This window comes from Burkholderia sp. BCC1999 (assembly GCF_905339975.1).
Classification (GTDB): Bacteria; Pseudomonadota; Gammaproteobacteria; order Burkholderiales; family Burkholderiaceae; genus Burkholderia.
Genome location: NZ_CAJPHP010000027.1, coordinates 81,061 through 106,264, shown reverse-complemented (window position 1 = coordinate 106,264; position 25,204 = coordinate 81,061). Strand labels below are relative to the sequence as shown.

Below are 25,204 nucleotides of genomic sequence, written 5' to 3'. Positions count from 1 at the left end.
ATTAAAAAACCTTATCGCGGTGAAAAATTCCGCATCTTATTGAACCGATATCGGCTCGATATAGTGGCTCGCTTTCCCGCACGCACCGTCCGCGTGCGGCTGACACGCTGACAATCAGCAGGAGCCGCTTGATGACCACCGACGTCCGCTTCACCGCAATCGAGGATCTGATGCCCGCCGCCGGCGGGCTGCGCGAGATCCGTCACCACATCCATCACCATCCCGAACTCGCGTACGAAGAGCACGACACGGCCGCGCTCGTCGCGGACAAGCTCGAGCAATGGGGCTGGCAGGTGACGCGCGGGGTCGGCAAGACGGGCGTCGTCGGCACGCTGCGCGTGGGCGACGGCACGCGCAGCATCGGCATTCGCGCCGACATGGATGCGCTGCCGATCGTCGAGGCGACCGGCCTGCCGTATGCGAGCGGCACGCACGGCAAGATGCACGCGTGCGGCCACGACGGCCACACGACGATGCTGCTCGGCGCCGCGCAGCATCTCGCGAAGACGCGCAACTTCTCCGGCACCGTGCACCTGTATTTCCAGCCGGCGGAAGAGCACGGCGTCGACAGCGGCGCGAAGAAGATGATCGACGACGGCCTGTTCGAACGCTTCCCGTGTGACGCCGTGTTCGGCATGCACAACCATCCGGGCGCGGCGCCCGGCGTGTTCCTCACGCGGCGCGGCCCGTTCATGTCGGCCGGCGACAAGGCGATCATCACGATCGAAGGCGTCGGCGGCCACGCGGCGCGGCCGCACCTGACGGTCGATCCGGTCGTCGTCGCGGCGAGCATCGTGATGGCGCTGCAGACGATCGTCGCGCGCAACGTCGACCCCGCGCAGCCGGCGGTCGTCACGGTCGGCTCGATGCACGCGGGCACCGCGAACAACGTGATTCCGAACGGCGCGCGCCTCGAACTCAGCGTGCGCTCGTTCAGCCCCGAAGTCCGCGCGCTGCTCAAGCGCCGCATCGTCGAGTTGGCCGAGACGCAAGCCGCGAGCTATGGCGCAACCGCCAACGTCGAGTACATCGAAGGCTACCCGGTCGTCGTCAATTCGGATGCCGAAACGGATTTCGCCGCGCAGGTCGCACGCGAACTCGTCGGCGACGCGCATGTGGTCGAGCAGACCGACCTGCTGATGGGCAGCGAGGATTTCGCGTTCATGCTGCAGCAGCGGCCGGGCTCGTTCGTGCGGCTTGGCAACGGCGAAGGCGAGGATGGCTGCATGGTGCACAACCCGAAGTACGACTTCAACGATCGCAACCTGCCGATCGGCGCGGCGTACTGGACGCGTCTCGTGGAGCGTTACCTCGGGCAGTGAGCGTGGTGGCGGCGCGCGGCCGGCGCTTTCGGCCGCATTGAGAGGAGACGATAACGATGCAGAAAGACCATCTCGCGCTGCACTCCGCGTCGACGGGGGCCGCCGAAACCGGCGCGCCCGGCGCGCCTGCCGTCACGCGGCGCGGCGCGATCGCCGCGGCCGTGATCGGCAACTGGCTGGAGTTCTTCGATTTCACCGTGTACGGGTTCTTCGCGGTGCTGATCGGCAAGCTGTTCTTCCCGTCGAGCGACGCGACCACGTCGCTGCTGCTGTCGGTCGCGACGTTCGCCGCCGGCTTCTTCACGCGGCCGCTCGGCAGCGTCGTGCTGGGTGTCTACGCCGACCGCAAGGGACGCAAGGCCGCGCTGAACCTGACGATCATGCTGATGGCACTCGGCACGGGGCTGATCGCGATCGCGCCGACCTATGCGCAGGTCGGCGTGGCCGCGCCGCTGCTCGTCGTGTTCGCGCGGCTGCTGCAGGGCTTCTCGCAGGGCGGCGAATTCGGCGCGGCGACGACGACGCTGCTCGAACAGGGCGGCACGTCGCGCCGCGCGTTCCGCGCCAGCTGGCAGCTCGCGACGCAGGGCGGCGCCGCGCTGATGGGCTCGGGCTTCGCGGCGCTGCTGTCGAACACGATGACGAAGGACGCGCTGGAAAGCTGGGGCTGGCGGCTGCCGTTCCTCGTCGGCGTGCTGATCGCGCCGGTCGGCATGTATCTGCGCCGCCGGCTCGCGGACGACGCACCCGGCGAGAGCCATCACGGGATCGAGCGCGGTGTGCTGCATGAGCTGTTCTCGAAGCACACGCGCACGGTGCTGCTGCTGATGCTCACGGTGATGGGCGGCACGGTGTCGACCTATATCCTGACGTTCTACATGCCGACTTACGCGATCCACACGCTCGGCCTGCCGATGAAGCTGTCGATGTTCGTCGGCGTCGCGTCGGGTTGCGTGATGCTGGTCACATGCCCGCTGTTCGGCTGGCTGTCGGATACGCTCGGCAGCCGGCGCCTGCCGATCTTCGTCGGCCGCGGCGTGCTGGTCCTGCTGCTGTTCCCGGCATTCTGGCTGATGAACCATCACCCGACGCTGTCGGTGATCCTGCCGCTGACCGCGCTGATGCTGCTGTTCTATTCGCTCGGCTCGGCATCGGAAATGGCGCTGATGTGCGAGTCGCTGCCGCGCCACGTGCGGGCGACCGGCATCTCGATCGCGTATGCGCTCGCGGTGACGATCTTCGGCGGCACCGCGCAGCTGATCGCGACCTGGCTCGTGAAGACGACCGGCAGCAAGCTCGCGCCGGCCGGCTACGTGGCCGCGTGCGTGGTGCTGTCGCTGATCGCGGTCGCGATGCTGCGCGAGACGGCCCAGGAGTCGCTGGACTGACGTGTGAGGCGCGATGCGGGCGGCGGGGCGGCCCCGAGTGCTTACCGCCCGCGCACCATCCGCAGGTACGACGCGAGCATCGCTGCGAGTTCCTGCGCGGCCGGCGTCAGCGGCACGGCGGCGCGCTGCAGCAGGCAGATGTCCTGCGATTCGGCCTGCTCGCGCACGGGCACCTTCGCGAGCGCGCCGGCGAACGGCCCGTGGCGCGTGATGGCCTCGGTTTCGAGCGCGAGCGAATCGGTCTGCGTGACGAGCTGCAGCGTCTCGAACATCCCTTCGACGGTGGCGAGAACCTTCGGCGGCGGCTGGCCGTGTGCGTCGAAGTAGGCGAGCAGCCGGTTCACGACCGGGTCGGCGCTCAGGTTCGGCGAGCGCGTGGACACCCACGCGTAGCCGGCCAGCTCGGCGAGCGATTGCGCGTGCATCGCGGGATGCCCGTGGCGGCAGACGACCACCGGCGCCGATGCACGCAGCGGCGTGACCGCGAGATCGGTCGTGTCGGTCTGCTTCGCGACCAGCGCGATCGCGAAATCGACCGCGCTTTCGCGCAGCCAGCCGACCATCATCCGCGACGTACCGGTGCGCAGGTGCACGTCGACCTTGTCGAAGCGCGCGCGAAACGCGGTCAGCACCGGCGCGAACGCGTCGATCAGCGGCTCGGTCACGAGCCCGAGCGTGACGGTGCCCTCGTACGCGCCGCTCAGCTGACGGATTTCCCGCTCGACCTGTTCGCATTCACCGAGGATCGAACCGGAGCGCGCGAGCAGCCGCTGGCCGACGGCCGTCGGTACGATCCCGCGATTGGTGCGCGTGAGCAGCGTCGCGCCGAGCGTGGCCTCGAGGCTCTGCAACTGCTGCGTGACGCCGCTTTGCGCGAGATCGAGCGCGCGTGCGGCGGCGCGCAGGCTGCCGTGCTCGACGACGGCCTGGAAGATGCGGAGCTGGGACAGCGTGAACGCCATGGGCAAGCGGCGAGGCCGGTGATCGGAAATACCGATCATGATAAGGCAGTCGATGGTTCCGGCGGCGGCCGGTGCCGCCTACGATCGCAGGCAGTCCGGCTGATGCCGTTTGCCCTTCTTCCTGCCCTCCGTCGACCATGAAACGTTTTCTCGCCCCGCTCGTTTCCCTGTGCCTTGGCCTGGCTGCCACGTCCGCGTTTGCGCTCGACGCGCACGTCGTGCGGCTCGGCATCGACCCGACCTATCCGCCGATGGATGCGAAGGCACCCGACGGCAGCCTGAAGGGCTTCGACGTCGATCTCGGCAACGAGATCTGCCGCCGCGCACAGTTGCGCTGCCAGTGGGTCGAGCTCGAGTTTTCCGGGATGATCCCGGCGCTGCAGGCGCGCAAGATCGACGCGATCCTCTCGTCGATGGCGATCACCGAGAAGCGAGAGAAGCAGATCCTGTTCTCGTCGAAGCTGTTCCGCTTCAAGTCGCGGCTCGTCGCGCGGCCCGACCTCGGGCTCGGCAGCACGACCGCATCGCTGGCCGGCAAGCGCGTCGGCGTGCAGTCGGGCACGCAGTTCGAATCGTGGGCGCTCGCGCACTGGGCGACGGCCGGCGTGAGCGTGGTGCCGTACAAGAGCCAGGACGACGTGTTCGCCGATCTCGTGAACGGCCGCCTCGATGCCGCGCTGCTCGGCACGGTCGAAGCCGACTACGGGTTCCTGCGCCAGCCGCGCGGCAAGGGCTTCGCGTTCGTCGGTGCGCCGCTCGACATGGGCGATCGTGGCGTCGGCATCGGCATGCGGCAATCCGATACGGCGCTGAAGGCGTCGATCGACAGCGCGATCGCGTCGATGCTGAAGGACGGCACGTACGACCGGATCGCCAAGCGGTACTTCGATTTCAACCCGTACGGCGACTGAGCGCCGTGCAGGCCGATTCCTCCGATTCCCCTGTTTTCATCCGTTCGAGATCATCGATGCAGATTCGCACCACGCCGCTCCTGTCGCCGTCGATCGGCACGCAGCGCACGCTGACGAGCTTTCATTTCGGGCCGGCCGATTCCGGCCGCAAGATCTACCTGCAGGCCGCACTGCACGCGGACGAGACGCCCGCGATGCTCGCGGCGTTCGTGCTGAAGCAGCGCCTCGCGCAGCTCGATGCCGAAGGCCGGCTCGCGGCCGAGATCGTGCTCGTGCCGGTGTCGAATCCGGTCGGCCTCAATCATCATCTGCTCGGGCAGTTCATCGGCCGTTTCGACCTCGCAAGCGGCCGCAACTTCAATCGCGGCTTCCTGCCGCTCGCGGAGATCGCTGCGCGGGCGCGCGACCGGCTCGGCGACGACGGCGAACGCAATCGCGCGATCGTACGCGAATGCGTCGGCGCGGCGCTCGACGACATCGCGCCGCGTACCGAATTCGACGCGCTGCAGCTTGCACTGCTGAAGCTGTCGCACGACGCGGACGTCGTGATCGACCTGCATTGTTCGCTCGAAGCAGTGATGCACGTGTACACGAGCGATACCGCATGGCCGGACATCGAGCCGCTCGCGCGTTATCTCGGTGCGGAGGTGTCGCTGCTCGCCGAGGATTCGGGCGGACATGCGTTCGACGACGCGCATCACCTGCTGTGGTCGCAGTTGCGGCAGCATTTGCCGGAAGGCACGCCAATGGCGGCCGGCACGGTGGCCGTGACGGTCGAGTGCCGTGGTCAGCGCGACGTGACGTATGAATACGCTGAACGCGACGCCGGCGCGCTCGTCGACTATCTCGTGTGGCGCGGCGCGGTGCGCGGCGAACGCGCGCCGCTGCCGCCGCTGGCCGCACCGGCCACGCCGCTCGCGGGCAGCGAGCAGTTCTACGCGCCGGTGAGCGGGATCCTCGTGCATCGCGCGGCGATCGGCGCGACGATTCGTGCCGGCGATGCGCTGTTCGATATCGTCGATCCGCTGACGGATGCGATCACGACGATTTCGAGTGGTACAGATGGCGTGTTCTACATGCGCCGCGCGATACGTTTCGTGACGGCCGGCGCGCCGCTCGGCCGCGTGACGGGTACGGTGCCGGTGCGCAAGGGGATGTTGCTCGGGGCGTGACGAGCGGCGCGCGTGCCGAACCTGACCCGTACGAAAACGGCGAGGAATTCCGGATTCCTCAAATAATCACTCGCTGTTCGATGTCGGCTAGCGCCAGGTCGGCTGACTTTCCGCAGCCGGCGAGGTGGGCCGCATCGTTGGCGGAGGCAGTCATGACCCGCCGCGATGCCCCGCGGCACGCTTGCCGGACTTGCCGCGCGCCGTTGTCTTGCCGTTGCGTCCGCCCGCGTTCGAGAACATCTTCATGTCCCGCAGGATGCCGCGCAGCAACGTGTCGGCGGCCACGCCGAGCGTGCGTCCGGCCTTGACCAGCAGCCGCGCGTTGGCCGTTTCGAGCAATGGATGCACGACCGGCAGCGCGGCGAGTTCGCCGGCCTCCAGTTCGCGATACGCCGCGAAGGCGGCGAGCAGCGTGACGCCGTTGTTGCGCTTGACGAAGTGGCGCAGCACGGCAAGCGAGTTGGTGGTGAGTGTCGGGTGGATCTGGATGTTTTCCGCGTACGCGAGCATCTGCACGGCTTGTCCGAGACCGAACGCGGGCGGCATCAGCGCGAGCGGATACTCGGTCAGTTCGCGTACTTCGACGGCGCGGCCCCGCACGGCGAGCGGGTGCCCCGGATGCACGAGCGCCACCACCGGCTGCGGCGCGGTGGCGACGTATTCGATGTCCGGATGCGCCGGCGGATTGTAGGCAAGGCCGATATGCGCGCGGCTTTCGGCGACTTCCTGAAGCAGTGTGCTGACCGGAAGGATATCGACGGTAACGTCGAGCTTCGGATAGCGGGCGCAAAAATCGGTGAGCACCTCGTCCATCAGGCAGTCGATATAGCCTTCGCTGGTCGCGATGCGGATCTGGCCGTGTTGCAGTCCGTGCAATGCCTGAAGGCGGTCTTCGAACAGTTCCTGCTGGGAGCGGCAGCCGCGCCAGTATTCGAGCAGGTGCGCCGCGGCCTCGGTCGGCTGCACGCCGCGCGGCTGGCGTTCGAACAGCGGGGCCCCGATTTCTTCCTCGAGCAAGCGGATCTGCCGCGTGATGACGGATGGCGACGTATTGATGCTGTCGGCCGCACCGCGGATGGAGCCGTGCGTCAGGACTTCATGGAAATAGCGCAGGCGGCGCTGGTTCAGTTCGCGCATGGTGTCGGTCCGTTTGTCGGAGAAGTGTTGCTCATTGAGCAACAATAACTCGCTTAGGTTGCTCTTGCGCTGCTTTTTCGTCTCCTCGACGATTCGAACAGAGTCGAACATCGATGCGGGATTTGAAGCAATACGCCCTAAAGGAGAGCGCATGTCCGCCATTCCATCCCCTCAAGACCCGGTCGCGCCCGACAGCCCGGCCCGTCAGGCCCTGTACCGCAAACTGAACTGGCGCCTGCTGCCTTTTCTGCTGCTCTGCTACACGTTCGCCTATCTCGATCGCGTGAATATCGGGTTCGCCAAGCTCTCCATGCAGAGCGACCTCGGTATCTCCGATGCGGTGTACGGGCTGGGAGCGGGCATCTTCTTTCTCGGCTATGTCCTGTTCGAGATTCCGAGCAACCTGCTGCTGCCGCGGATCGGCGCACGCAAGACCATCAGCCGGATCATGGTGCTGTGGGGCCTGACCTCGGCGGGCATGATGTTCGTCCATGACGAGACCACGTTCTACGCGATGCGCTTCCTGCTCGGCGTGTTCGAGGCCGGCTTCGCGCCCGGGATGATCTTTTACCTGACCTACTGGTATGGCCAGCGCCGCATGGCCGGCGTGATGGCGGTCGTCATGCTCGCCGGCCCGATCGGCGGCGCCTTCGGGTCGCCGCTGTCGGCATGGCTGATGACCGGGTTGTCCGGTGCCCACGGCCTGGCAGGCTGGCAGTGGATGTTCGTCGTCGAAGGCCTGCCGTGCGTGTTGTTCGGCGTGCTCGCGCTCAAGGTGCTGTCCGACCGGCCGGCCGACGCGACGTGGCTGACCGACGACGAGAAGCGGATGCTCGCCGCCGAGCTGCACACACCCGGCGCCGGTCATCACTCGTTCAGGCAGGTGTTGCGCGACCCGCGCGTGTACCTGCTGGCGTTCGCCTATTTCACGATCATCTGCGGGATCTACGCGGTGAGTTTCTGGCTGCCGTCGATCCTCAAGGCCGACGGCGTGACCGATACCATGCAGATCGGGCTGTACTCGATGATCCCGTACGTCTGCGCCGCGATCGCGATGGTCGTCATCGGCCGCAGGTCGGACCGCCGCGGCGAGCGCCGTTTCCACAGCGCAGTGCCGGCCCTGATCGGCGCGATCGCGCTGGCCGTGGCGACGGCAGCCAACGGCAATCTCGTCATCTCGCTGATCGGCATGACGATCGCCACGTCGATGATCTGGGCCGCGTACACGGTGTTCTGGGCGATTCCGTCGCAATACCTGAAGGGCGACGCGGCCGCGGGCGGCATCGCGCTGATCAATACGATCGGCCTGATCGGCGGCTTCCTGAGCCCGACCATCATCGGTGCGATTCACTCGGCGACGGGCAGCATGGCAGCCGGCCTGCTGGTCATGGTCGCGCTGCTGGTCGCGGGTGCCGCGGTGCTCGTGGCGAACCGGCTTCCCGCACCGCACGACGCACTGGCGACGGCGTGAGATCGCGGGCGCGCAGGCGTCCGTGACACCTATCGCGGTGCGGGACTGACGGTGTTTCGTGCCGGTGCATTGACTCACTACTTCCGGAGACACGTTTTTGAACACGCGCATTTTGATCGCCGGCTTTCAGCATGAAACCAATACATTTGCGCCGTCGAAAGCCGCTTACGCAAACTTCGAGCGCGGCGAGGGCTTCCCGGCCATGGTGCGGGGCGACGACGTGCTTGCGCTGCGCGACGTCAATATTCCAGCGGGCGGATTCATCGTCGCGGCGGAACGGCGCGGCTGGACCCTGCTGCCGGTCATCTGGGCGGGCGCAAGCCCGTCGGCCCACGTGACCGAGGATGCGTTCGAGCGCATTGCCGGCGAAATCCTCGCGGCGGTTCGCAACGGCGGCTACGACGCGGTGTACCTCGACCTGCACGGCGCGATGGTTGCCGAGCATACCGACGACGGCGAAGGCACGTTGCTGGAGCGCGTGCGCGCCGCGGTCGGCCCGGACGTGCCCGTGGTCGCGTCGCTCGACCTGCATGCCAACGTCACCGGGAAGATGCTGCGCGAGGCCGACGCACTGGTCGCCTTCCGCACCTATCCGCATGTCGACATGGCCGAGACCGGCGAGCGCGCGGCCGAGCTGCTCGCGCGCCTGCTCGACCTGAAGGCGGCCGGCCGCCGCCCGCTGCATCGCGCGGCGCGCCGGCTGCCGTTCCTGATTCCGATCAATGGCATGTGCACGCTGCTCGAGCCCTCGCGCGGCATGTATGCGCAACTCGCGGCGCTGGAGACCGGGGCCGTGGCGTCGCTGTCGTTTGCGCCGGGATTTCCGGCGGCCGATTTTCCCGAATGCGGCCCGGTGATCTGGGGTTACGGCGATGACGCCGCGTCGGCCGAGGCCGCCGTGCAGGCACTCTACGACAAGATGCTGGCGGACGAGGCCGCGTGGCAGGTGCCGTTCCTGTCGCCCGATGCCGCCGTGCGCGAAGCCATGCGGCTTTCCGACGGGGCCGGCAAGCCGGTCGTCATCGCCGATACGCAGGACAATCCCGGCGCGGGCGGCGATTCGAACACGACGGGCATGCTGCGGGCGTTGCTGCGCAATGGCGCACGCGATGCGGCGATCGGCCTGATCTGGGATCCGGCGGCCGCGGCGGCGGCCCATCGCGCCGGTGTCGGTGCGTTCATCGACGTGGCGCTCGGCGGCGTCTCCGGCGTACCAGGCGACGAGCCGTATCACGCGCGTTTCGAGGTCGTGAAGCTGTCCGACGGCGTATGCCGGTACGACGGCCCGATGATGAACGGCATGCGCGCGGATATCGGGCCTGTTGCCTGCCTGCGGATCGATGGCGTGCTGATCGTGGTGAGCAGCGGCAAGGCGCAGATGCTCGACCGCAATCTCTATCGCGTGGGCGGCGTCGAGCCGGAAGCGATGCGCATCCTCGTCAACAAAAGCTCCGTGCACTTTCGCGCCGACTTCCAGGGGATCGCCGAGGCGGTGCTCGTTGCCGCGGCGCCGGGCCCGATGACGGCCGATCCGGCTGAGTTGCCCTGGACCCGGCTGGCCCCGGGCATCCGGATGAAGCCGGCGGGCGCGGCATTCACCGGCAACGGCTGAAGCACGGCACGCCGCCGACGCGCCGGTACGCCGGCGAGTGGGCGGCTGTTCCGGGCAATGCCGTCGCGGCGGCCAACACATGGCGCCGCGCGTCGTTTCACGCCGCGCGGCGTGGGCGTACCCGTACCCGGCACGGATCGGCGTTCACCCCCGCCGCGCCACCAGCTCCGACACCGTCTGCGCGGCCTGCTGCAGCGGCCCGAGAAACTCCTTCACCATCTGTTTCGCGGTGTGCCGCTGCGCGTTGCCGCTGATGTTCATCGCCGCGATGATCTGCCCGCGCCGGTTGCGGATCGGCGCGGACAGCGACATCAGGCCCACTTCGAGTTCCTGGTCGACCACGGCCCAGCCCTGCTGGCGCACCTGCGCGATCGTCGCCTTCAGTTCGCCGAGATCCGTGATCGTGCGCGGCGTATGCGCGCGGATGCCGCTCTGCGCGAGCGTTTCGTCGAGCGCAGCGTCGTCGAGCGCGGATAGCAGCACGCGGCCCATCGACGTACAGTACGCGGGCAGCCGGCTGCCGATCGACAGGTTGATCGTCATGATCTTGTGCGTCGGCACGCGCAGCACGTAGACGATCTCGGTGCGGTCGAGCACCGCGGCCGAGCAGCTTTCGTGGATCTGCGCGGACAGCTGCTCCATTACCGGATCGGCCAGATTCCAGAACGGCATCGACGTGAGATACGCGAAGCCGAGCTCGAGAATCTTCGGCGTGAGCCGGAACAGCCGGCCGTCGGCCTCGACATAGCCGAGCGTCTGCAGCGTGAGCAGGATCCGGCGCGCGCCCGCGCGCGTGAGCCCGGTGGCCGACGCGACTTCGGTGAGCGTCTGCTCGGGGCGTGTCGCGTCGAACGCGCGGATCACCGCGAGGCCGCGTGCGAACGACTGCACATAGGAGTCGCCGGGTTTCGTCTGAGTGTCTTCGGTTGTCATGAGCGCCAGGAATGTCGTGCAGCCGAGAAGATAGCGCATGGGGCCTGACACGCCAACCGCGCGGCGGACCGCGTGCTTGACAGGTCGTCCCTGCACTCCCTATGATGCGTTGAACGTTCGATACACGATCTTATGTTCGTATATAGAACATTTAAGCGCATCCCGGCGGGCAATGCAAGGGGCGCGCCCTGTTCATTTCCCAGCCTTCCTGGGACCGGAGACACTGATGACCGAAGCTTTTCTGTGTGATGCGATCCGTACGCCGATCGGGCGTTACGGCGGTGCACTGTCCGGCGTGCGCGCCGACGATCTGGGCGCCGTGCCGCTCAAGGCGCTCGTCGAGCGCAACCGCGACGTCGACTGGACGGCGATCGACGACGTGATCTACGGCTGCGCGAACCAGGCCGGCGAGGACAACCGCAACGTCGCGCGCATGTCGGCGCTGCTCGCGGGCCTGCCGCAGGGCGTGCCGGGTTCGACGATCAACCGCCTGTGCGGTTCCGGGATGGATGCGGTCGGCGTGGCCGCACGCGCGATCAAGTCGGGCGAAGCCGCGCTGATGGTCGCAGGCGGCGTCGAGAGCATGACGCGCGCGCCGTTCGTGATGGGCAAGGCCGCCAGCGCGTTCGCGCGCCAGGCCGACATCTTCGATACGACGATCGGCTGGCGCTTCGTCAATCCGCTGATGAAACAGCTGCACGGCGTCGATTCGATGCCGGAGACGGCCGAGAACGTCGCGGTCGACTACAACATCAGCCGCGCGGACCAGGATCTGTTCGCACTGCGCAGCCAGCAGAAGGCCGCGCGCGCGCAGCAGGACGGCACGCTCGCCGAGGAAATCGTCGCCGTCACGATTCCGCAGAAGAAGGGTGATCCGGTCGTCTTCTCGCGTGACGAGCATCCGCGTGAAACGTCGCTCGAAACGCTTGCGAAACTGAAGGGTGTCGTGCGTCCGGACGGCTCGGTGACGGCCGGCAACGCGTCGGGCGTCAACGACGGCGCCGCCGCGCTGCTTCTTGCGAACGAGGAAACGGCGAAGCGCTTCGGCCTGACGCCGCGTGCACGCGTGCTCGGCATCGCGACGGCTGGTGTGGCACCGCGCGTGATGGGCATCGGCCCGGCACCGGCCACGCAGAAGCTGCTCGCGCGGCTCGGGATGACGATCGACCAGTTCGACGTGATCGAGCTGAACGAGGCGTTCGCATCGCAGGGTCTCGCGGTGCTGCGCATGCTCGGCGTCGCCGATGACGATCCCCGCGTGAACCCGAACGGCGGTGCGATCGCGCTCGGCCATCCGCTCGGCGCATCGGGTGCGCGCCTCGTGACGACCGCGATGTACCAGCTGCATCGCACGAACGGCCGCTTCGCGCTGTGCACGATGTGCATCGGCGTCGGCCAAGGCATTGCGATCGCGATCGAACGCGTCTGATCGGCGTAACGTGGTGAAGCGGCCGGACATGTGCCGCTTCACCGCCGTTTTGCTTCGCAACGATGGGCGGCACGAGGAGTCTCGTGCCGCCCATCGTCGTTATCCGGATTCCGATAGCTGCCTGAGGCGCGCGTCGAGCGCATCGATCTCGGTGTCCGCGAACACCTCGATACCGTGCTCGCGCAGCAATGCCGCCGTCACCCCGGCGCCCGCATGCCGCCGGTTCGCGAAACTGCCGTCATAGATGAACGTGCTGCCGCACGACGGACTGCCGTCGGCGAGGATCGCGAAGCGGCAATCGTGCGCTTGCGCGAGTGCCAGCGCGGTGTGTGCGCCGGAGACGAACGGCGCCGTCACGTCGGTGCCGTTCACGTCGACGATGCGTGCGGCCCCCGACAACACCTGCTGCCCCGATTCGCCGCCGGCGATTTCGGCGGGCGGGCGCGGCACGCTGAAGCCGCCGGCCAGTTCCGGGCAGACGGGTACGAGACGCCCTTCGCGCTGCCACCGTTCGAGTGCGTCGTGCGCGGCGGTCTTGGCCGAGCCGTTGTAACGGACCGGATGGCCGACCACGCACATGCTGACGAGAATTTTCGGCGTGGCGTGCGGCTGCGAGTCGTTCTTCAATGTCGTGCTCCGTGATGGCTGACAACTGACGGCTGATGGCGGCTGCGGCAGAGCGGGAAATTCTACGCTTCATCCGCGCGCCGGACCGTCAGGCCGCCGGCCCTTCCAGATGAATGTCCTCGGGCTCGAGCGCGTAAAGCTCGGGGTCGGGCGAAGTGCTGACCGTGAAGCCGAGCCGCAGGTAGAAATCGATCGTGCGCTGCGACGGCGTGGCCGACACGTACAGGCGTTCGGCACCCATCGCGCGCGCCTGTGCCCGGGCTACGCTGTAGAGCTGCTCGCCGAGCCCGCAGCCGCGCCAGTCGTGGCTCACGTGCAGGAACTTCAGCTGCAGCATGTCGCGTTGTGGGCCGAGCGGCCGGCTGTCGATGATCACCGCCGCGACGAGCCGCGCCCCGTCGAACCTGCCGAGGAACCAGCCGCCGCGGTCGTGGCAGTCGAGCAGGAGCGGCGTGTAGTGGTCGGCTTCGCCGTCGGGCCAGCCGGCAACGTCGTAGAACTCGGGCACGAGGTGCAAAGCGCCGTCGCGCAGCACATACAGGTGCTCGATGATTTCGCGTCGGTCGATGGTCCACACGAGCGGCACATCGTCGCGCGCAAGCGGGCGGGCGGACAGCGCGTCGCGCTCGGCGGCGGTGCGGCGCGTCATGCAGCCACCCGGTGCGCGGCGATCGCGTACATCAGCGGCAGGCGCGGCATGCCGTCGGGCGGCACCATCCGGTGACCGTCCAGCTCGCGCATGCCGTCGAAGCCCTTCCAGCCGTTCGCGTACGGATATTCGTTCAGGCGGTCGATCGCGAGCCCGGCCGACACGAGCGCATTCACCACGTCGCCGATGCCCCACATGAATTCGTAGCTCGGATGCGGGTTCGCGAAAGCGACGACGCCCGGGTGGTCGTGCTGCGCGCCGAGCCCCGTGCCGGACGCCGCGACGTAATCGCCGACGCCGGTGGGCTCCTCGGTCGCATCGCGCCTGAAGTAGTCGTAGTGCGGCTGCCAGTGTTCATCGAAATACAGTGCGAACGGATGGAATTCGACCATCGCGAAGCGGCCGCCCGGTGCGAGCAGCGCGGCGATCCCGCGCGCCCACGCGTTCAGGTCGGACAGCCAGCAGATTGCGCCGTACGACGTGAACACGCGATCGAAGCGCTCGCCGCGCGCGGCCGCTTCCGGCATCCAGTCGAGCACGTCGGCGCGCTCGAACCGCGCGGGCAGACCCGCGTCGGCCGACAGTTGCCGTGCGAAGCCGATCGCCTCGTCGGAGATGTCGACGCCGGTGGCATCAGCGCCTTCGCGCACGAGGCTCAGCGTGTCCTGTCCCGCGTTGCATTGCAGGTGCAGGAGCCGCAGGCCCGCGAGATCGCCAAGCAGTTCCAGTTCTTCCGGAAACAGCGTCGAGCCGCCATCGCGGAAAAACGCAGCCTGATCGCCTTTATGGCTGTTATGCGCGACCGTCGCCGTATTCCACGACAGCCGGTTCAGTTCGTGCAATGCCTTTTTCATCGAATTCGAATTCCGGTGGAATGGAGCAGGATAGGTCAAATCGTTTCGCCGCGCGCAACGGATGCCGGCATTGGCACGCCGGACGGCGCGTCGTGACAGGCAGATAAACGCGCGCGGCGATTATCGCCGGTTTATTTGATCGAAATCATGGCAATGGCCGAGTTGCATATTTTATGCGCGGCGGAATTAAGGTTTTCCGCCGAATTGCCGACAGTAGGGACGAGAGTGTCGTAAAGCGATCAACCGTTTTTCGGCTACTGAGCGTGATTTCAGCGCGGCGCGGACAACAGATCCGCCTTTCGGAGCCTTGCATGCGCAATAACCAGCCCGTTACCCAACAGGAATTCGATTTTCCCGACGACGTCACGCTGATGTCGACGACCGATGCCGACAGCCATATCACCTACGCGAACACGACGTTCTCGCAGGTAAGCGGCTTCTCGAACGAGGAGCTCGTCGGCCAGCCGCACAATGCCGTACGCCACCCGGACATGCCGAAGGAGGCGTTCGCCGACATGTGGGCGACGCTCAAGCGCGGCGAGCCGTGGACCGCACTCGTGAAGAACCGTCGCAAGAACGGCGACCACTACTGGGTGCGCGCGAACGCGATTCCGGTGATGCGCAACGGCGAGCCGCAGGGCTACATGTCGGTGCGCACGAAGGCCCCGAGCGACGAGACCGCGGCCGCCGAAGCGCTGTATCGCGCGTTTCGCGAAGGCAAGGCCGGCCAGCGCCGCTTCCACAAGGGGCTCGTGATCCGCACGGGGCTGCTGCGCATCGCGTCGCTGCCGCAGACCATGTCGGTGCGCGCGCGCGTGCATTCGGCGCTGTGCGTGCTGGCGCCGGCCGTCGTCGGCGCGGGCTGGGCATGCGGGCTGACCGGCGGTGGGCTCGCGGCGTTCGCCGGTGCGACGGTCGGCGCGGCGGCCGCGGCCGGCTGGTGGCTCGATGCGCAGATCGTGCAACCGTTGAAGCGGTTGCACGAGCAGGCGCTGAACGTCGCGACCGGTGAAAGCCGGCGCGGCGTGCGGATGAACCGCGTCGACGAGATCGGCATGACGCTGCGCACGATCAACCAGCTCGGGCTGATGTTCCGCTGGCTCGTCGACGATGTCAGCGAGCAGGTGCACAACGTGCAGCGCGCGAGCAACGAGATCGCGCAGGGTAACAGCGACTTGAGCGCGCGCACCGAGCAGGCCGCGTCGAGCGTGCAGGAGACGGCCGCGTCGATGGCCGAGATGACGGCGACCGTGTCGAGCAATGCGGAGACGGCGCTGCAGGCGAATCAGCTGTCGGTGTCGGCGAGCGACGCGGCCGAGCGCGGCGGGCAGGCGGTCAGCGAGGTCGTCACGACGATGAGCGACATCACCGACAGCTCGCGCAGGATCGCCGACATCATCGGCGTGATCGACGGCATTGCATTCCAGACCAACATCCTCGCGTTGAACGCGGCAGTCGAAGCCGCGCGTGCGGGTGAACAGGGGCGCGGTTTCGCGGTGGTCGCCGGCGAGGTGCGTGCGCTCGCGCAGCGCAGCGCGAATGCAGCGAAGGAGATCAAGACGCTGATCGGCGCGAGCGTCGAGCGCGTCGAGTCGGGCGCACGGCGCGTGGACGAGGCCGGCAGGACGATGGAAGACATCGTCACCCAGGTGAAGCGCGTGTCGGACCTGATCGCGGAAATCAGTTCGTCGACGGCCGAACAGAGCACGGGCGTCGCGCAGGTCGACCAGGCGGTCGTGCATCTGGACAACATCACGCAGCAGAATGCGGCGCTCGTCGAACAAAGCTCGGCGGCATCGGAGAGCCTGAAGCAGCAGGCGACGCGGCTGGTGGATGCGGTGAACGTGTTCAGGTGATCGCTGCAAGCGTGCGCGACGGGCTGGCCCGATGGATGAATCCCGAACTGCGCGCGCAATACGCATTCTGATTTTTCGATTCAATTAAGTCTCGTCAAACGAGAAATATTCTTATTTATGATTTTCGTTTGTGCATTAAAACGAACCGACTGAATTGCAATCAATGGTCAGACGAATGTTCGTCAAACCGTTGTCCAGCATGGTGTTTCGTTTTATCCATAAACAAATAATTCGGTAAAGACAGGATGATGCATCTTTAATACATATTTTCCCGAATACACCATAATGTTTCCGGAAAATCTGCCGAAAGCGCAGGAGCCAGACCAGCGCGCATGCGGATCGACCGCCATGCGCGGGTCTCGAATCAATCGACAAGCGGACGCAAGATCCGTTACCCGGAGCTCCTCACCATGCGCAACAACCAGCCCGTCACACAACGCGAATTCGATTTTCCCGATGACGCGACGCTGATGTCGACGACCGATGCCAATAGCTACATCACGTATGCAAACGCGGCATTCATCCAGGTCAGCGGATTTTCTCCCGAGGAAATAGAAGGTCAGCCGCACAACGTCGTGCGCCACCCGGACATGCCGAAGGAGGCATTCGCCGACATGTGGGCGACGCTCAAGGGCGGCGAGCCGTGGACCGCGCTCGTGAAGAACCGCCGCAAGAACGGCGACCACTACTGGGTGCGCGCGAACGCGATTCCGGTGATGCGCAACGGCGAGCCGAAAGGCTATATGTCGGTGCGCACGAAGGCGACGCGCGACGAGATCGCGGCCGCCGAAGCGCTGTATCGCGAATTCCGCGAAGGCAAGGCCGGCAATCGCCGCTTCCACAAGGGGCTGATCGTCCGCACGGGCATGATGCGTGTCGCGTCGCTGTTCCAGACGATGTCGGTGCGGGCGCGCGTGCATTCGACGCTGTGCGTGCTGGCGCCGGCCGTCGTCGGCGCGGGCTGGGCATGCGGGCTGACCGGTGGCGCACTGGCCGCGTTTGCCGGCGCGGCGGCCGGCGTGACGGTGGCCGCCGGGTGGTGGCTCGACGCGCAGATCGTGCAGCCGCTTCGACAGTTGCGCGACGAGGCGCTGCGCGTCGCGACCGGCGAGAGCCGCAGCAGCGTGCGCATGAATCGCGTCGACGAGATCGGCATGACGCTGCGCACGATCAATCAGCTCGGGTTGATGTTCCGCTGGCTCGTCGACGATGTCAGCGAACAGGTGCTGAACGTGCAGCGCGCGAGCAACGAGATCGCGCAGGGCAACAACGACCTGAGTGCGCGCACCGAACAGGCATCGACGAGCGTGCAGCAGACGGCCGCGTCGATGGCCGAGATGACGGCGACCGTATCGAGCAACGCGGAGACGGCGCTGCAGGCGAACCAGTTGTCCGTTTCCGCGAGTGAAGCGGCCGGGCGCGGCGGGCAGGCGGTGAACGAAGTCGTCGCGACGATGAACGACATTACTGACAGCTCGCGCAAGATATCGGACATCATCGGCGTGATCGACGGCATCGCATTCCAGACCAACATCCTTGCGCTGAATGCGGCGGTGGAGGCGGCGCGGGCTGGCGATCAGGGGCGCGGCTTCGCGGTGGTCGCCGGCGAAGTGCGCGCGCTCGCGCAGCGCAGTGCAAACGCGGCGAAGGAGATCAAGACGCTGATCGGCGCGAGCGTCGAGCGGGTGGAGTCAGGCGCGCGGATCGTCGATGGCGCGGGCAAGACGATGGAGGACATCGTCACGCAGGTGAAGCGCGTGTCGGATTTGATCGCGGAGATCAGTTCGTCGACTGCAGAACAGAGCACGGGCGTGGCGCAGGTCGACCAGGCAGTCGTGCATCTGGACAACATCACGCAGCAGAACGCGGCGCTCGTCGAGCAGAGCACGGCGGCGTCAGAGAGCCTGAAGCAGCAGGCGACGCGGCTGGTGGAGGCGGTGAACGTGTTTCGGTGATCGGGGGACGTGCGAGGCAGGAGGAAGCCGGCCCGCATTGTGCGGGCCGGCGTGGGTGCGTCGCGCTACGTCATTGCGTTCTGGGTATGGGATTCAGGTTCGGGCAACAGTGGTTAGGGCATCCCGGACCGAATGTAATCTCGACGCGCCGCCCGTTGTCGTCGAACTCGCTCGCGGGAAACGGCAATTTGTAGATCCGCGCGATCATCGAATTACGTTCGCCCCGAATCAAGAATTGATCTAATGCGCCTTTAACGTTCACGGCACGTCGGTGCGCGAGCACTTGCGCGCTTCGTTCCGTCGGTTCGGCCAATCCGACAACTGACACCACATCGACAATGGGGAAGCGATTGCGCATGTCGTTCGACCATACGGAAAGCTTCGCCAGCTCGGAGGTGGATATGTCGCTTGAATTGTTGTCGAATCGAACATCAAAATCCCAGCCGGGCATGTTCGACGGACCGTCGCACGCGAACGCCGTATGTGCGCAGCTCAACGCGAGCGCGACGGCAGTGACGAGCCTATTCAATGTCGACGACGTACCCCGCGATGCTGTCGGCGTTGTTGATTGCCAAGTCGGGGTTTGACCGTCCCCAACCGGGGAGCAAGGGCGTAATCGTGTATTGATCATCGGTCGACGACATGGTGTCGTGAAAATGGGTGGCTTCGTGAATGATAGTTGACACGTGCGAATCAGCGTTCGCTGTCCACGGACGCATTGTGCAGAATCGCCCACTGATGGCGATCGTATGTGTTGCCGTGTCCGGCGCGCATACGTGGGCCGCTTCGTTTGTCGTTCCTCGTGGGTGAGGCGTGCAACCCGTCGCAAGATCGCCAGCGCTGCCGCTTCGAACCACATTGTTCTCGTTGAATGCTCGGACCACGGCAAGCACTTTCGTCAGGCCGGTGAGTAGGTGGATACGCGTGCGCTCGTCGTTTCGACCGAACCATTTGAATACCCGGACCTTGTCGACCTTCGACCACTTTTGCAAATCAGCAATGCGGATCGTCAATCGGTCAATCGCTCGCCCTTGCGCTACGGAAAAAACCTTGCGGAATTCCGAATTGGTCATGTTTTCGCAGATCGGTCGCAAATCAACATCCACGAATGTCTGAGATCCCGCGATGGTGTTTGTTGTCGTCTCGGCGACGGTAGTTCGGTTTCCCATCGTTCAGTCCTCGATCACAAGCGTCAATGTCTGCGCGCGTTCGGTTCGCACGCGCGCGGTACAACCGTGCCGATCACTCATGCCGGATGCAAGCACGCTCCCGGATCGATCCTTGATCCAATAGCGCACGTTGCTTAACGGTTGCTTCGTTCTCACGTCGCGGATCACAAATTGATCGTTGTGAATGTCAGATGCCGGTGCGTATCGTGTGGGTGCAAATGTCGAATATCCGGTGAAGGGGGGCGCCGAGCCATGGTCGCCGCTCCCAATGAAAAACGTGCAGTCGTTTCCCGCGATTAAAAGATTTTGCCCGCACGGACAAAGTACAGCGTCGCCTTCCACGGCTACGGCACGTCCGTTACCGACGACGGATACCGCGCTTCCTGCTATCGGAAACATTCCCTCGCAATTTCCACACGTCGCTTTGTCACCGTCCAAGGCAATGTGCTTGTTGTTCACGAATATGCTTGCAGTGCCAGCGATGACGATTCCGCCTGTCGTCGTTGCGTCACCGTTCCTGATTGCCCGTCGGCTCATGGCTATTTCCTCAATCCAAGTTGGCAAAGACCCAGTCGGCTCACTTCGGGCCATGAATCGCGTATTGATCGATCGTGACATCTTCAACTGCGATGATCGGCGGCGTTTGTGGTCGCTGCACCATCGCGCAAAGCCGGATCAACAAGTGAAGAAAGTAAGGGCAGGCGGCTTGTTCTTCTTTCATGGGCTCGGATGCCTCGTGTATGGACGAGCCATAGACAGTGGCCGGTACGATTTTCTCTGTCTATAGAACGAGTACGATTCTTGTTTTGGAGTCCAATGGAAGTGGGCGATGTGAGACGATCGTCGAGGCTGAAGCGAAGGGGGGCGAGCAGAACGTGGCTGAGCGGGGGCCCGCTCATACTTCATGCCGGCGATTGTTGCCGTGTGTCACGGCACCACCGGCTACAGCAGTGTCTGCGTGCGCCGACTCTGCACACACTGGGCCGTAGGCTGAAGTGTTCATGCGCGTGCAAACCGGATCGAGGCGAAACGCGCAATCTGGCGGCGTGCAGCGAAGTGAGAAACGAGACTTGACCGAGATTCGCGCGCGATATGGCGAATCGGCGGATACGGCGATCGAAATCGGCTACACAGAGCGGAACGATCTCGTGCGTATCAAGATGACGCGGGCACGACGGAGAGGGACGTCGGCCCGCGTCGGACCGCCCGGTTCCGGCCGGGCGGTCAGGGCCTGTCGCCGAAGCGGCAGGCCCTGAACCGTCAGACGGCGAGGCAGAGGTACTTGATCACGACGTAGTCGTCGATGCCGTAGTGCGAGCCTTCGCGGCCGAGGCCCGATTGCTTCACGCCACCGAACGGCGCGACTTCGTTCGAGATCAGGCCCGTATTCACGCCGACCATCCCGTATTCGAGCGCTTCGGCCACCTTCCACACGCGGCCGATGTCGCGGCTGTAGAAGTAGGCGGCGAGGCCGAATTCGGTGTCGTTCGCGAGGCGGATCACTTCATCGTCGCTGCCGAACTTGAACAGCGGTGCGAGCGGCCCGAACGTCTCTTCCTTCGCGACCTTCATCGCCGGCGTGACGCCCGTCAGCACGGTCGGCTCGAAGAAGCCGTGGCCGAGCGCGTGGCGCTTGCCGCCCGTCACGACGGTCGCGCCCTTCGCGAGCGCGTCCTCGATGTGCGCCTCGACCTTCAGCACGGCCGCTTCGTTGATCAGCGGGCCCTGCGTGACGCCCGGCTCGGTGCCGCGGCCGACCTTCAATTGGCCGACGGCTGCCGCGAGCTTCTGCGCGAACTGGTCGTACACGGCTTCATGCACGTAGAAGCGGTTCGTGCACACGCACGTCTGGCCGCTGTTGCGGTACTTCGACGCGATCGCGCCCTGCACGGCCGCATCGAGATCGGCATCGTCGAACACGATGAACGGCGCGTTGCCGCCAAGCTCCAGCGATACCTTCTTGACCGTTGCCGCGCATTGCGACATCAGCAGGCGGCCGACCGGCGTCGAGCCGGTGAACGACAGCTTGCGCACGATCGGGTTCGACGTCATTTCGCCGCCGATCGCCTTCGGGTCGCCCGTGACGACGCTGAACACGCCGGCCGGCACGCCCGCGCGCTCGGCCAGCACGGCCATCGCGAGTGCGGAGAACGGCGTGGCCTCGGCCGGCTTCACGACGATCGGGCAACCTGCCGCGAGTGCCGGGCCGACCTTGCGCGTGATCATCGCCGCCGGGAAGTTCCACGGCGTGATCGCCGCGCACACGCCGATCGCTTCCTTCGTCACGACGATGCGCTTGTCGCTCGCCGGCGTCGGGATCGTGTCGCCGTACACACGCTTGCCTTCTTCCGCGAACCATTCGAGGAACGATGCGGCATAGCCGATCTCGCCCTTCGCTTCGGCCAGCGACTTGCCCTGCTCGGTCGTCAGGATCAGCGCGAGGTCGTCGGCGTTTTCCATCATCAGGTCGTGCCACTTACGCAGGACGACCGCGCGTTCCTTCGCGGTCTTCTTGCGCCACGCCGGCCATGCGGCGTTCGCGGCTTCGATCGCGTGACGCGTCTCGGCCGTGCCCATCGCCGGCACGGTGCCGAGCAGGCCGCCCGTCGCCGGGTTGCGGACTTCGAACGTCTCGCCGTTCGTCGCGCCTTGCCATTCGCCGTTGACGTACGCCTGCTGGCGGAACAGCGACGGATCTTTCAGTGCCAGGGTTTCCTGAACAGTGCTCATATGAATCGCCTGCTTTGAAAAGGACGGGTAAAACGGCCGCCGCCGTCGTGAAGACGGCGGCGGCGCATTCAGTTGGAGTCGACGGGAACTCAGGCCGGCACGCCGACCGTTTCCTTCAGCACTTCCTCGAGGATCACGAGCGCTTCGTTGAACACGGCCTCGGGAATCGTCAGCGGGAACAGGAAGCGCACGACGTTCGAGTACACGCCGCACACGAGCAGCAGCAGGCCGCGCTCGAGCGCACGCGTCTGCACGCGCTTCGTGAACTCGGCATCCGGCTCGCCCGAACCCGGCTTCAGGAACTCGACCGCGATCATCGCGCCCGGGCCGCGCACGTCGGCGATCTGCGGCACGTCGGCCTGCAGCGAGTTCAGCTTCGCCTTCAGCGCGTCGCCGAGTTGCGTTGCACGGTCGCACAGCTTCTCTTCGTCGATAATCTCGAGCACGGCGTGGGCCGATGCGACGGCCAGCGGGTTGCCCGCGTACGTGCCGCCGAGGCCGCCCGGCGCTGCCGCGTCCATCACGTCCGCACGGCCGACGACGCCCGACAGCGGCATGCCGCCCGCGAGGCTCTTCGCCATCGTGATCAGGTCGGCGAGCACGTCGTAGTGCTGCATCGCGAACAGCTTGCCGGTACGCGCGAAGCCCGTCTGGACTTCGTCGGCGATCAGCAGGATGCCGTGTTCGTTACAGATCTTGCGCAGTGCGCGCACGAATTCGGCCGGCGCCGCGTAGAAGCCGCCTTCGCCCTGGACCGGTTCGAAGATGATCGCGGCGACGCGCTTCGGATCGATGTCGGCCTTGAACAGCATCTCGATCGCCTTGATCGAGTCGGCCGTCGTCACGCCATGCAGCGCGTTCGGGTACGGAGCGTGGAACACGTCGCCCGGGAACGGGCCGAAGTTCAGCTTGTACGGGGCGACCTTGCCGGTCAGCGCCATGCCCATCATCGTGCGGCCGTGGAAGCCGCCCGAGAACGCGATGACGCCCGGACGGCCGGTCGCTGCACGCGCGATCTTGATCGCGTTCTCGACGGCTTCGGCGCCGGTCGTGAAGAACGCAGTCTTTTTCGGGAAGTCGCCCGGCGCGCGGTCGTTGATCTTCTCGGCCAGCTCGACGTACGACGCGTACGGGACGATCTGGTAAGCGGTGTGCGTGAAGTTGTTCAGTTGGTCCGAGATCGCCTTGACGATCTTCGGGTGGCGGTGGCCCGTGTTCAGCACCGCGATGCCGGCGGCGAAATCGATGAAGCGGCGGCCTTCGACATCCCACAGTTCCGCGTTCTCGGCGCGGGCTGCGTAGAAATCGCACATCACGCCGACGCCGCGCGGGGTGGCGGCGTTCTTGCGGGCCTGCAGGTCGGCATTCTTCACGGTCATCTCCTTGATGTTCTTTCCGGTGAGTAGAAAATCGGGCGCTTCGACAGCCCATGGAGGCGACTATAATCACATTTGGCTCTGGCAATCAGAGCCATTTCAATAAATATTCAGGAGCCAATCATGCGCGCGAGCGTGTTGTCGGACTGGCTGGCGCAGCGCCTCGTGCGCGGCGGCGAACAGCCGATCTACCGGCAGCTTCACCGGCTGCTGCAACAGGCGATCCTGTCGCGCGAACTGCCGGCCGGCACTCGCGTGCCGTCGTCGCGGCTGCTGGCTGCCGAGCTCGGGATCGCGCGCAACACGGTCACGCAGGTTTACGAACAGCTTGCGCTCGAAGGTTATGTGAACTCGGCAACGGGTCGCGGCACCTTCGTCGCCGACAGCGCGCCGGACGAGATCGTCGGCGCAACGCCCGACGCGGCTGCGGGCCCGGCCGTCGTGACGACGTCCGCGCGGCGGCTTTCCGCGCGTGGCACGCGGCTCGTCGAAGGGGCCGGCGTGTCGAAGCGCCAGGGCGGCGCGTTCATGCCGGGCGTGCCCGATGTGTCGCGATTTCCGGCGCGCGTGTGGACCCGGCTGCACAACAAGTACTGGCGGCGGCTGCGCCCCGACTTGCTGACCTATGCGCCGGGCGGCGGGCTCGCACTGCTGCGCGAGGCGCTGGCCGACTACCTGCGCACGTCGCGCTCGGTGCGCTGCACGCCCGAGCAGATCGTGATCACGACCGGCATCCACCAGTCGATCGACCTCGCGGTGCGGCTGCTGACCGATCCGGGCGATGCGATCTGGACCGAGGACCCGTGCTACTGGGGCGTGCGCAGCGTGCTGAACGTGTCGGGGCTGACGACGCGGCCGATTCCGGTCGACGAAGAAGGCATCGCGCCGTCGGCCGCCGATCTCGCCGAACCGCCGAAGCTGATGCTCGTCACGCCGTCGCACCAGTATCCGCTCGGGATGGTGATGAGCCTCGCACGGCGGCGGATGCTGCTCGAATACGCGCGCCAGCACGGCTGCTGGATCATCGAGGACGACTACGACAGCGAGTTCCGCTACGGCAGCCGGCCGCTCGCGTCGCTGCAAGGTCTCGATACGGCCGGGCAGGTGATCTACGTCGGCAGTTTTGGCAAGACGCTGTTCCCGGGGCTGCGGGTCGGCTATCTCGTCGCGCCGGAGCCGCTCGCGGAAAGCTTCGCGACCGCGAGCGCCGAGCTGTATCGCGAAGGGCAGTTGCTGCAGCAGGCGGTGCTTGCGGAATTCATCGCGGAAGGGCACTTCGTGTCGCACATCCGCAAGATGCGCACGCTGTACGGGCAGCGCCGCGAGGTGCTGCTCGACGCGGTCGCTCGACGTTACGGCGACACGCTGCAGGCACTCGGCAGCGACGCGGGACTGCATCTGGTCACGCAACTGCCGGAAGGTGCCGACGATCGCGCGGTCGCGCAGGCCGCGCTCGAACGCAATATCGTCGTGCGGCCGCTGTCCGGTTACTACGCGGATCGCGAGCGCGCGGCGTCGGGGCTGCTGCTCGGTTATGCGTGCGTGCCGGAGGACGAGATCGCGACGGCGTTCGCGACGCTCGCCGAGGCGATCGACGAGCGGGCATTCGGCGGGGCGGTGGCGGTGGCTTGAACGGTGCTGCCGGTTGCGG

Annotated in this window: 22 protein-coding genes; 10 read left to right on the top strand and 12 right to left on the bottom strand. The window is 66.1% G+C overall.

Translation table 11 applies throughout. The features are described from left to right. Nucleotides 1-131 precede the first annotated feature (131 nt). Both U5809_RS30205 and U5809_RS30200 read left to right on the top strand, forming a co-directional pair. Nucleotides 132-1,322, top strand: a complete 1,191-nt coding sequence (locus U5809_RS30205; RefSeq protein WP_322089190.1) for a M20 aminoacylase family protein — start codon at nt 132-134, stop codon at nt 1,320-1,322. A gap of 56 nt (nt 1,323-1,378) precedes the next feature. Then, nucleotides 1,379-2,710, top strand: a complete 1,332-nt coding sequence (locus U5809_RS30200; RefSeq protein WP_322089189.1) for an MFS transporter — start codon at nt 1,379-1,381, stop codon at nt 2,708-2,710. Nucleotides 2,711-2,751: 41 nt separating this feature from the next. Here U5809_RS30200 and U5809_RS30195 read toward each other — a convergent pair whose 3' ends face one another. Next, nucleotides 2,752-3,672: a LysR family transcriptional regulator gene (locus U5809_RS30195; RefSeq protein WP_322089188.1), complete on the bottom strand. Its 921-nt coding sequence runs from the start codon at nt 3,670-3,672 to the stop codon at nt 2,752-2,754. A gap of 137 nt (nt 3,673-3,809) precedes the next feature. On the opposite strand from U5809_RS30195, the gene U5809_RS30190 reads away from it, so the two are divergent. Beyond that, on the top strand, nt 3,810-4,583 hold the full coding sequence (locus U5809_RS30190; RefSeq protein WP_322089186.1) for a transporter substrate-binding domain-containing protein: 774 nt from the start codon (nt 3,810-3,812) through the stop codon (nt 4,581-4,583). 56 nt (nt 4,584-4,639) lie between these two features. Next, nucleotides 4,640-5,755, top strand: coding sequence for a succinylglutamate desuccinylase/aspartoacylase family protein (locus tag U5809_RS30185; RefSeq protein WP_322089185.1), 1,116 nt, complete (start codon nt 4,640-4,642; stop codon nt 5,753-5,755). A 150-nt stretch (nt 5,756-5,905) separates the two neighbouring features. On the opposite strand, the gene U5809_RS30180 is transcribed toward U5809_RS30185, so the two are convergent. Then, on the bottom strand, nt 5,906-6,892 hold the full coding sequence (locus tag U5809_RS30180) for a LysR family transcriptional regulator (RefSeq protein WP_322089191.1): 987 nt from the start codon (nt 6,890-6,892) through the stop codon (nt 5,906-5,908). Between the two features lie 151 nt (nt 6,893-7,043). Between U5809_RS30180 and U5809_RS30175 the strand changes: the two genes are divergently transcribed. Both U5809_RS30175 and U5809_RS30170 read left to right on the top strand, forming a co-directional pair. Then, nucleotides 7,044-8,363, top strand: a complete 1,320-nt coding sequence (locus tag U5809_RS30175) for an MFS transporter (protein ID WP_322089184.1) — start codon at nt 7,044-7,046, stop codon at nt 8,361-8,363. Between the two features lie 97 nt (nt 8,364-8,460). After that, nucleotides 8,461-9,975: a M81 family metallopeptidase gene (locus tag U5809_RS30170; RefSeq protein ID WP_322089183.1), complete on the top strand. Its 1,515-nt coding sequence runs from the start codon at nt 8,461-8,463 to the stop codon at nt 9,973-9,975. Nucleotides 9,976-10,119: 144 nt separating this feature from the next. Here the strand turns inward: U5809_RS30170 and U5809_RS30165 are convergent, their stop codons facing one another. Beyond that, the gene (locus U5809_RS30165) at nt 10,120-10,908 is read right to left on the bottom strand and encodes an IclR family transcriptional regulator (RefSeq protein WP_176047587.1); all 789 of its coding nucleotides are present in this window, start codon (nt 10,906-10,908) and stop codon (nt 10,120-10,122) included. Between the two features lie 226 nt (nt 10,909-11,134). On the opposite strand from U5809_RS30165, the gene pcaF reads away from it, so the two are divergent. Continuing rightward, complete coding sequence (gene pcaF, locus U5809_RS30160; RefSeq protein WP_322089182.1) at nt 11,135-12,337, top strand: 3-oxoadipyl-CoA thiolase; 1,203 nt, start codon at nt 11,135-11,137, stop codon at nt 12,335-12,337. A gap of 99 nt (nt 12,338-12,436) precedes the next feature. Here the strand turns inward: pcaF and U5809_RS30155 are convergent, their stop codons facing one another. The 3 genes from U5809_RS30155 to U5809_RS30145 form a co-directional block, all read right to left on the bottom strand. Then, nucleotides 12,437-12,916: a DUF523 domain-containing protein gene (locus U5809_RS30155; protein WP_415877972.1), complete on the bottom strand. Its 480-nt coding sequence runs from the start codon at nt 12,914-12,916 to the stop codon at nt 12,437-12,439. A 136-nt stretch (nt 12,917-13,052) separates the two neighbouring features. Next, complete coding sequence (locus U5809_RS30150) at nt 13,053-13,613, bottom strand: GNAT family N-acetyltransferase (RefSeq protein ID WP_322089180.1); 561 nt, start codon at nt 13,611-13,613, stop codon at nt 13,053-13,055. After that, entirely contained in the window at nt 13,610-14,467 is an 858-nt protein-coding gene (locus U5809_RS30145; RefSeq protein WP_322089179.1) for a class I SAM-dependent methyltransferase, read from the bottom strand. The genes U5809_RS30150 and U5809_RS30145 overlap by 4 nt, the downstream gene beginning before the upstream one ends. A 311-nt stretch (nt 14,468-14,778) precedes the next feature. Between U5809_RS30145 and U5809_RS30140 the strand changes: the two genes are divergently transcribed. Both U5809_RS30140 and U5809_RS30135 read left to right on the top strand, forming a co-directional pair. Further along, entirely contained in the window at nt 14,779-16,323 is a 1,545-nt protein-coding gene (locus U5809_RS30140; protein WP_322089178.1) for a methyl-accepting chemotaxis protein, read from the top strand. Nucleotides 16,324-16,733: 410 nt separating this feature from the next. Continuing rightward, nucleotides 16,734-18,278: a methyl-accepting chemotaxis protein gene (locus U5809_RS30135; RefSeq protein WP_322089177.1), complete on the top strand. Its 1,545-nt coding sequence runs from the start codon at nt 16,734-16,736 to the stop codon at nt 18,276-18,278. A 70-nt stretch (nt 18,279-18,348) separates the two neighbouring features. Here the strand turns inward: U5809_RS30135 and U5809_RS30130 are convergent, their stop codons facing one another. The 6 genes from U5809_RS30130 to U5809_RS30105 all read right to left on the bottom strand — a co-directional run bounded on the left by U5809_RS30130 (nt 18,349) and on the right by U5809_RS30105 (nt 23,556). After that, nucleotides 18,349-18,729, bottom strand: a complete 381-nt coding sequence (locus tag U5809_RS30130) for a hypothetical protein (RefSeq protein ID WP_322089176.1) — start codon at nt 18,727-18,729, stop codon at nt 18,349-18,351. A 70-nt stretch (nt 18,730-18,799) separates the two neighbouring features. Next, nucleotides 18,800-19,447, bottom strand: coding sequence for a M35 family metallo-endopeptidase (locus tag U5809_RS30125; protein ID WP_322089175.1), 648 nt, complete (start codon nt 19,445-19,447; stop codon nt 18,800-18,802). Nucleotides 19,448-19,450: 3 nt separating this feature from the next. Then, on the bottom strand, nt 19,451-19,984 hold the full coding sequence (locus tag U5809_RS30120) for a PAAR domain-containing protein (RefSeq protein ID WP_322089174.1): 534 nt from the start codon (nt 19,982-19,984) through the stop codon (nt 19,451-19,453). A 40-nt stretch (nt 19,985-20,024) separates the two neighbouring features. Beyond that, complete coding sequence (locus U5809_RS30115) at nt 20,025-20,168, bottom strand: hypothetical protein (RefSeq protein ID WP_322089173.1); 144 nt, start codon at nt 20,166-20,168, stop codon at nt 20,025-20,027. A gap of 539 nt (nt 20,169-20,707) precedes the next feature. Continuing rightward, a complete protein-coding gene (gene gabD, locus U5809_RS30110; RefSeq protein ID WP_174933328.1) occupies nt 20,708-22,177 on the bottom strand; it encodes an NADP-dependent succinate-semialdehyde dehydrogenase in 1,470 nt (489 codons plus the stop codon). A gap of 89 nt (nt 22,178-22,266) precedes the next feature. Further along, on the bottom strand, nt 22,267-23,556 hold the full coding sequence (locus U5809_RS30105; protein ID WP_322089171.1) for a 4-aminobutyrate--2-oxoglutarate transaminase: 1,290 nt from the start codon (nt 23,554-23,556) through the stop codon (nt 22,267-22,269). 120 nt (nt 23,557-23,676) lie between these two features. Here U5809_RS30105 and U5809_RS30100 point away from each other — a divergent pair, with 120 nt between their 5' ends. Next, entirely contained in the window at nt 23,677-25,185 is a 1,509-nt protein-coding gene (locus U5809_RS30100; protein ID WP_322089170.1) for a PLP-dependent aminotransferase family protein, read from the top strand. Nucleotides 25,186-25,204: the final 19 nt, after the last annotated feature.

Bases quoted from the DNA above. Each gene is read 5' to 3' on its own strand.
- gabD (WP_174933328.1), bottom strand. From the start codon at position 22,177: ATGAGCACTGTTCAGGAAACCCTGGCACTGAAAGATCCGTCGCTGTTC.
- U5809_RS30100 (WP_322089170.1), top strand. From the start codon at position 23,677: ATGCGCGCGAGCGTGTTGTCGGACTGGCTGGCGCAGCGCCTCGTGCGC.
- U5809_RS30140 (WP_322089178.1), top strand. From the start codon at position 14,779: ATGCGCAATAACCAGCCCGTTACCCAACAGGAATTCGATTTTCCCGAC.
- U5809_RS30125 (WP_322089175.1), bottom strand. From the start codon at position 19,447: ATGGGAAACCGAACTACCGTCGCCGAGACGACAACAAACACCATCGCG.
- U5809_RS30115 (WP_322089173.1), bottom strand. From the start codon at position 20,168: ATGAAAGAAGAACAAGCCGCCTGCCCTTACTTTCTTCACTTGTTGATC.
- pcaF (WP_322089182.1), top strand. From the start codon at position 11,135: ATGACCGAAGCTTTTCTGTGTGATGCGATCCGTACGCCGATCGGGCGT.
- U5809_RS30195 (WP_322089188.1), bottom strand. From the start codon at position 3,672: ATGGCGTTCACGCTGTCCCAGCTCCGCATCTTCCAGGCCGTCGTCGAG.
- U5809_RS30180 (WP_322089191.1), bottom strand. From the start codon at position 6,892: ATGCGCGAACTGAACCAGCGCCGCCTGCGCTATTTCCATGAAGTCCTG.
- U5809_RS30185 (WP_322089185.1), top strand. From the start codon at position 4,640: ATGCAGATTCGCACCACGCCGCTCCTGTCGCCGTCGATCGGCACGCAG.
- U5809_RS30190 (WP_322089186.1), top strand. From the start codon at position 3,810: ATGAAACGTTTTCTCGCCCCGCTCGTTTCCCTGTGCCTTGGCCTGGCT.
- U5809_RS30135 (WP_322089177.1), top strand. From the start codon at position 16,734: ATGCGCAACAACCAGCCCGTCACACAACGCGAATTCGATTTTCCCGAT.
- U5809_RS30205 (WP_322089190.1), top strand. From the start codon at position 132: ATGACCACCGACGTCCGCTTCACCGCAATCGAGGATCTGATGCCCGCC.
- U5809_RS30155 (WP_415877972.1), bottom strand. From the start codon at position 12,916: ATGTGCGTGGTCGGCCATCCGGTCCGTTACAACGGCTCGGCCAAGACC.
- U5809_RS30145 (WP_322089179.1), bottom strand. From the start codon at position 14,467: ATGAAAAAGGCATTGCACGAACTGAACCGGCTGTCGTGGAATACGGCG.
- U5809_RS30165 (WP_176047587.1), bottom strand. From the start codon at position 10,908: ATGACAACCGAAGACACTCAGACGAAACCCGGCGACTCCTATGTGCAG.
- U5809_RS30105 (WP_322089171.1), bottom strand. From the start codon at position 23,556: ATGACCGTGAAGAATGCCGACCTGCAGGCCCGCAAGAACGCCGCCACC.
- U5809_RS30175 (WP_322089184.1), top strand. From the start codon at position 7,044: ATGTCCGCCATTCCATCCCCTCAAGACCCGGTCGCGCCCGACAGCCCG.
- U5809_RS30200 (WP_322089189.1), top strand. From the start codon at position 1,379: ATGCAGAAAGACCATCTCGCGCTGCACTCCGCGTCGACGGGGGCCGCC.
- U5809_RS30150 (WP_322089180.1), bottom strand. From the start codon at position 13,613: ATGACGCGCCGCACCGCCGCCGAGCGCGACGCGCTGTCCGCCCGCCCG.
- U5809_RS30130 (WP_322089176.1), bottom strand. From the start codon at position 18,729: ATGCCCGGCTGGGATTTTGATGTTCGATTCGACAACAATTCAAGCGAC.
- U5809_RS30120 (WP_322089174.1), bottom strand. From the start codon at position 19,984: ATGAGCCGACGGGCAATCAGGAACGGTGACGCAACGACGACAGGCGGA.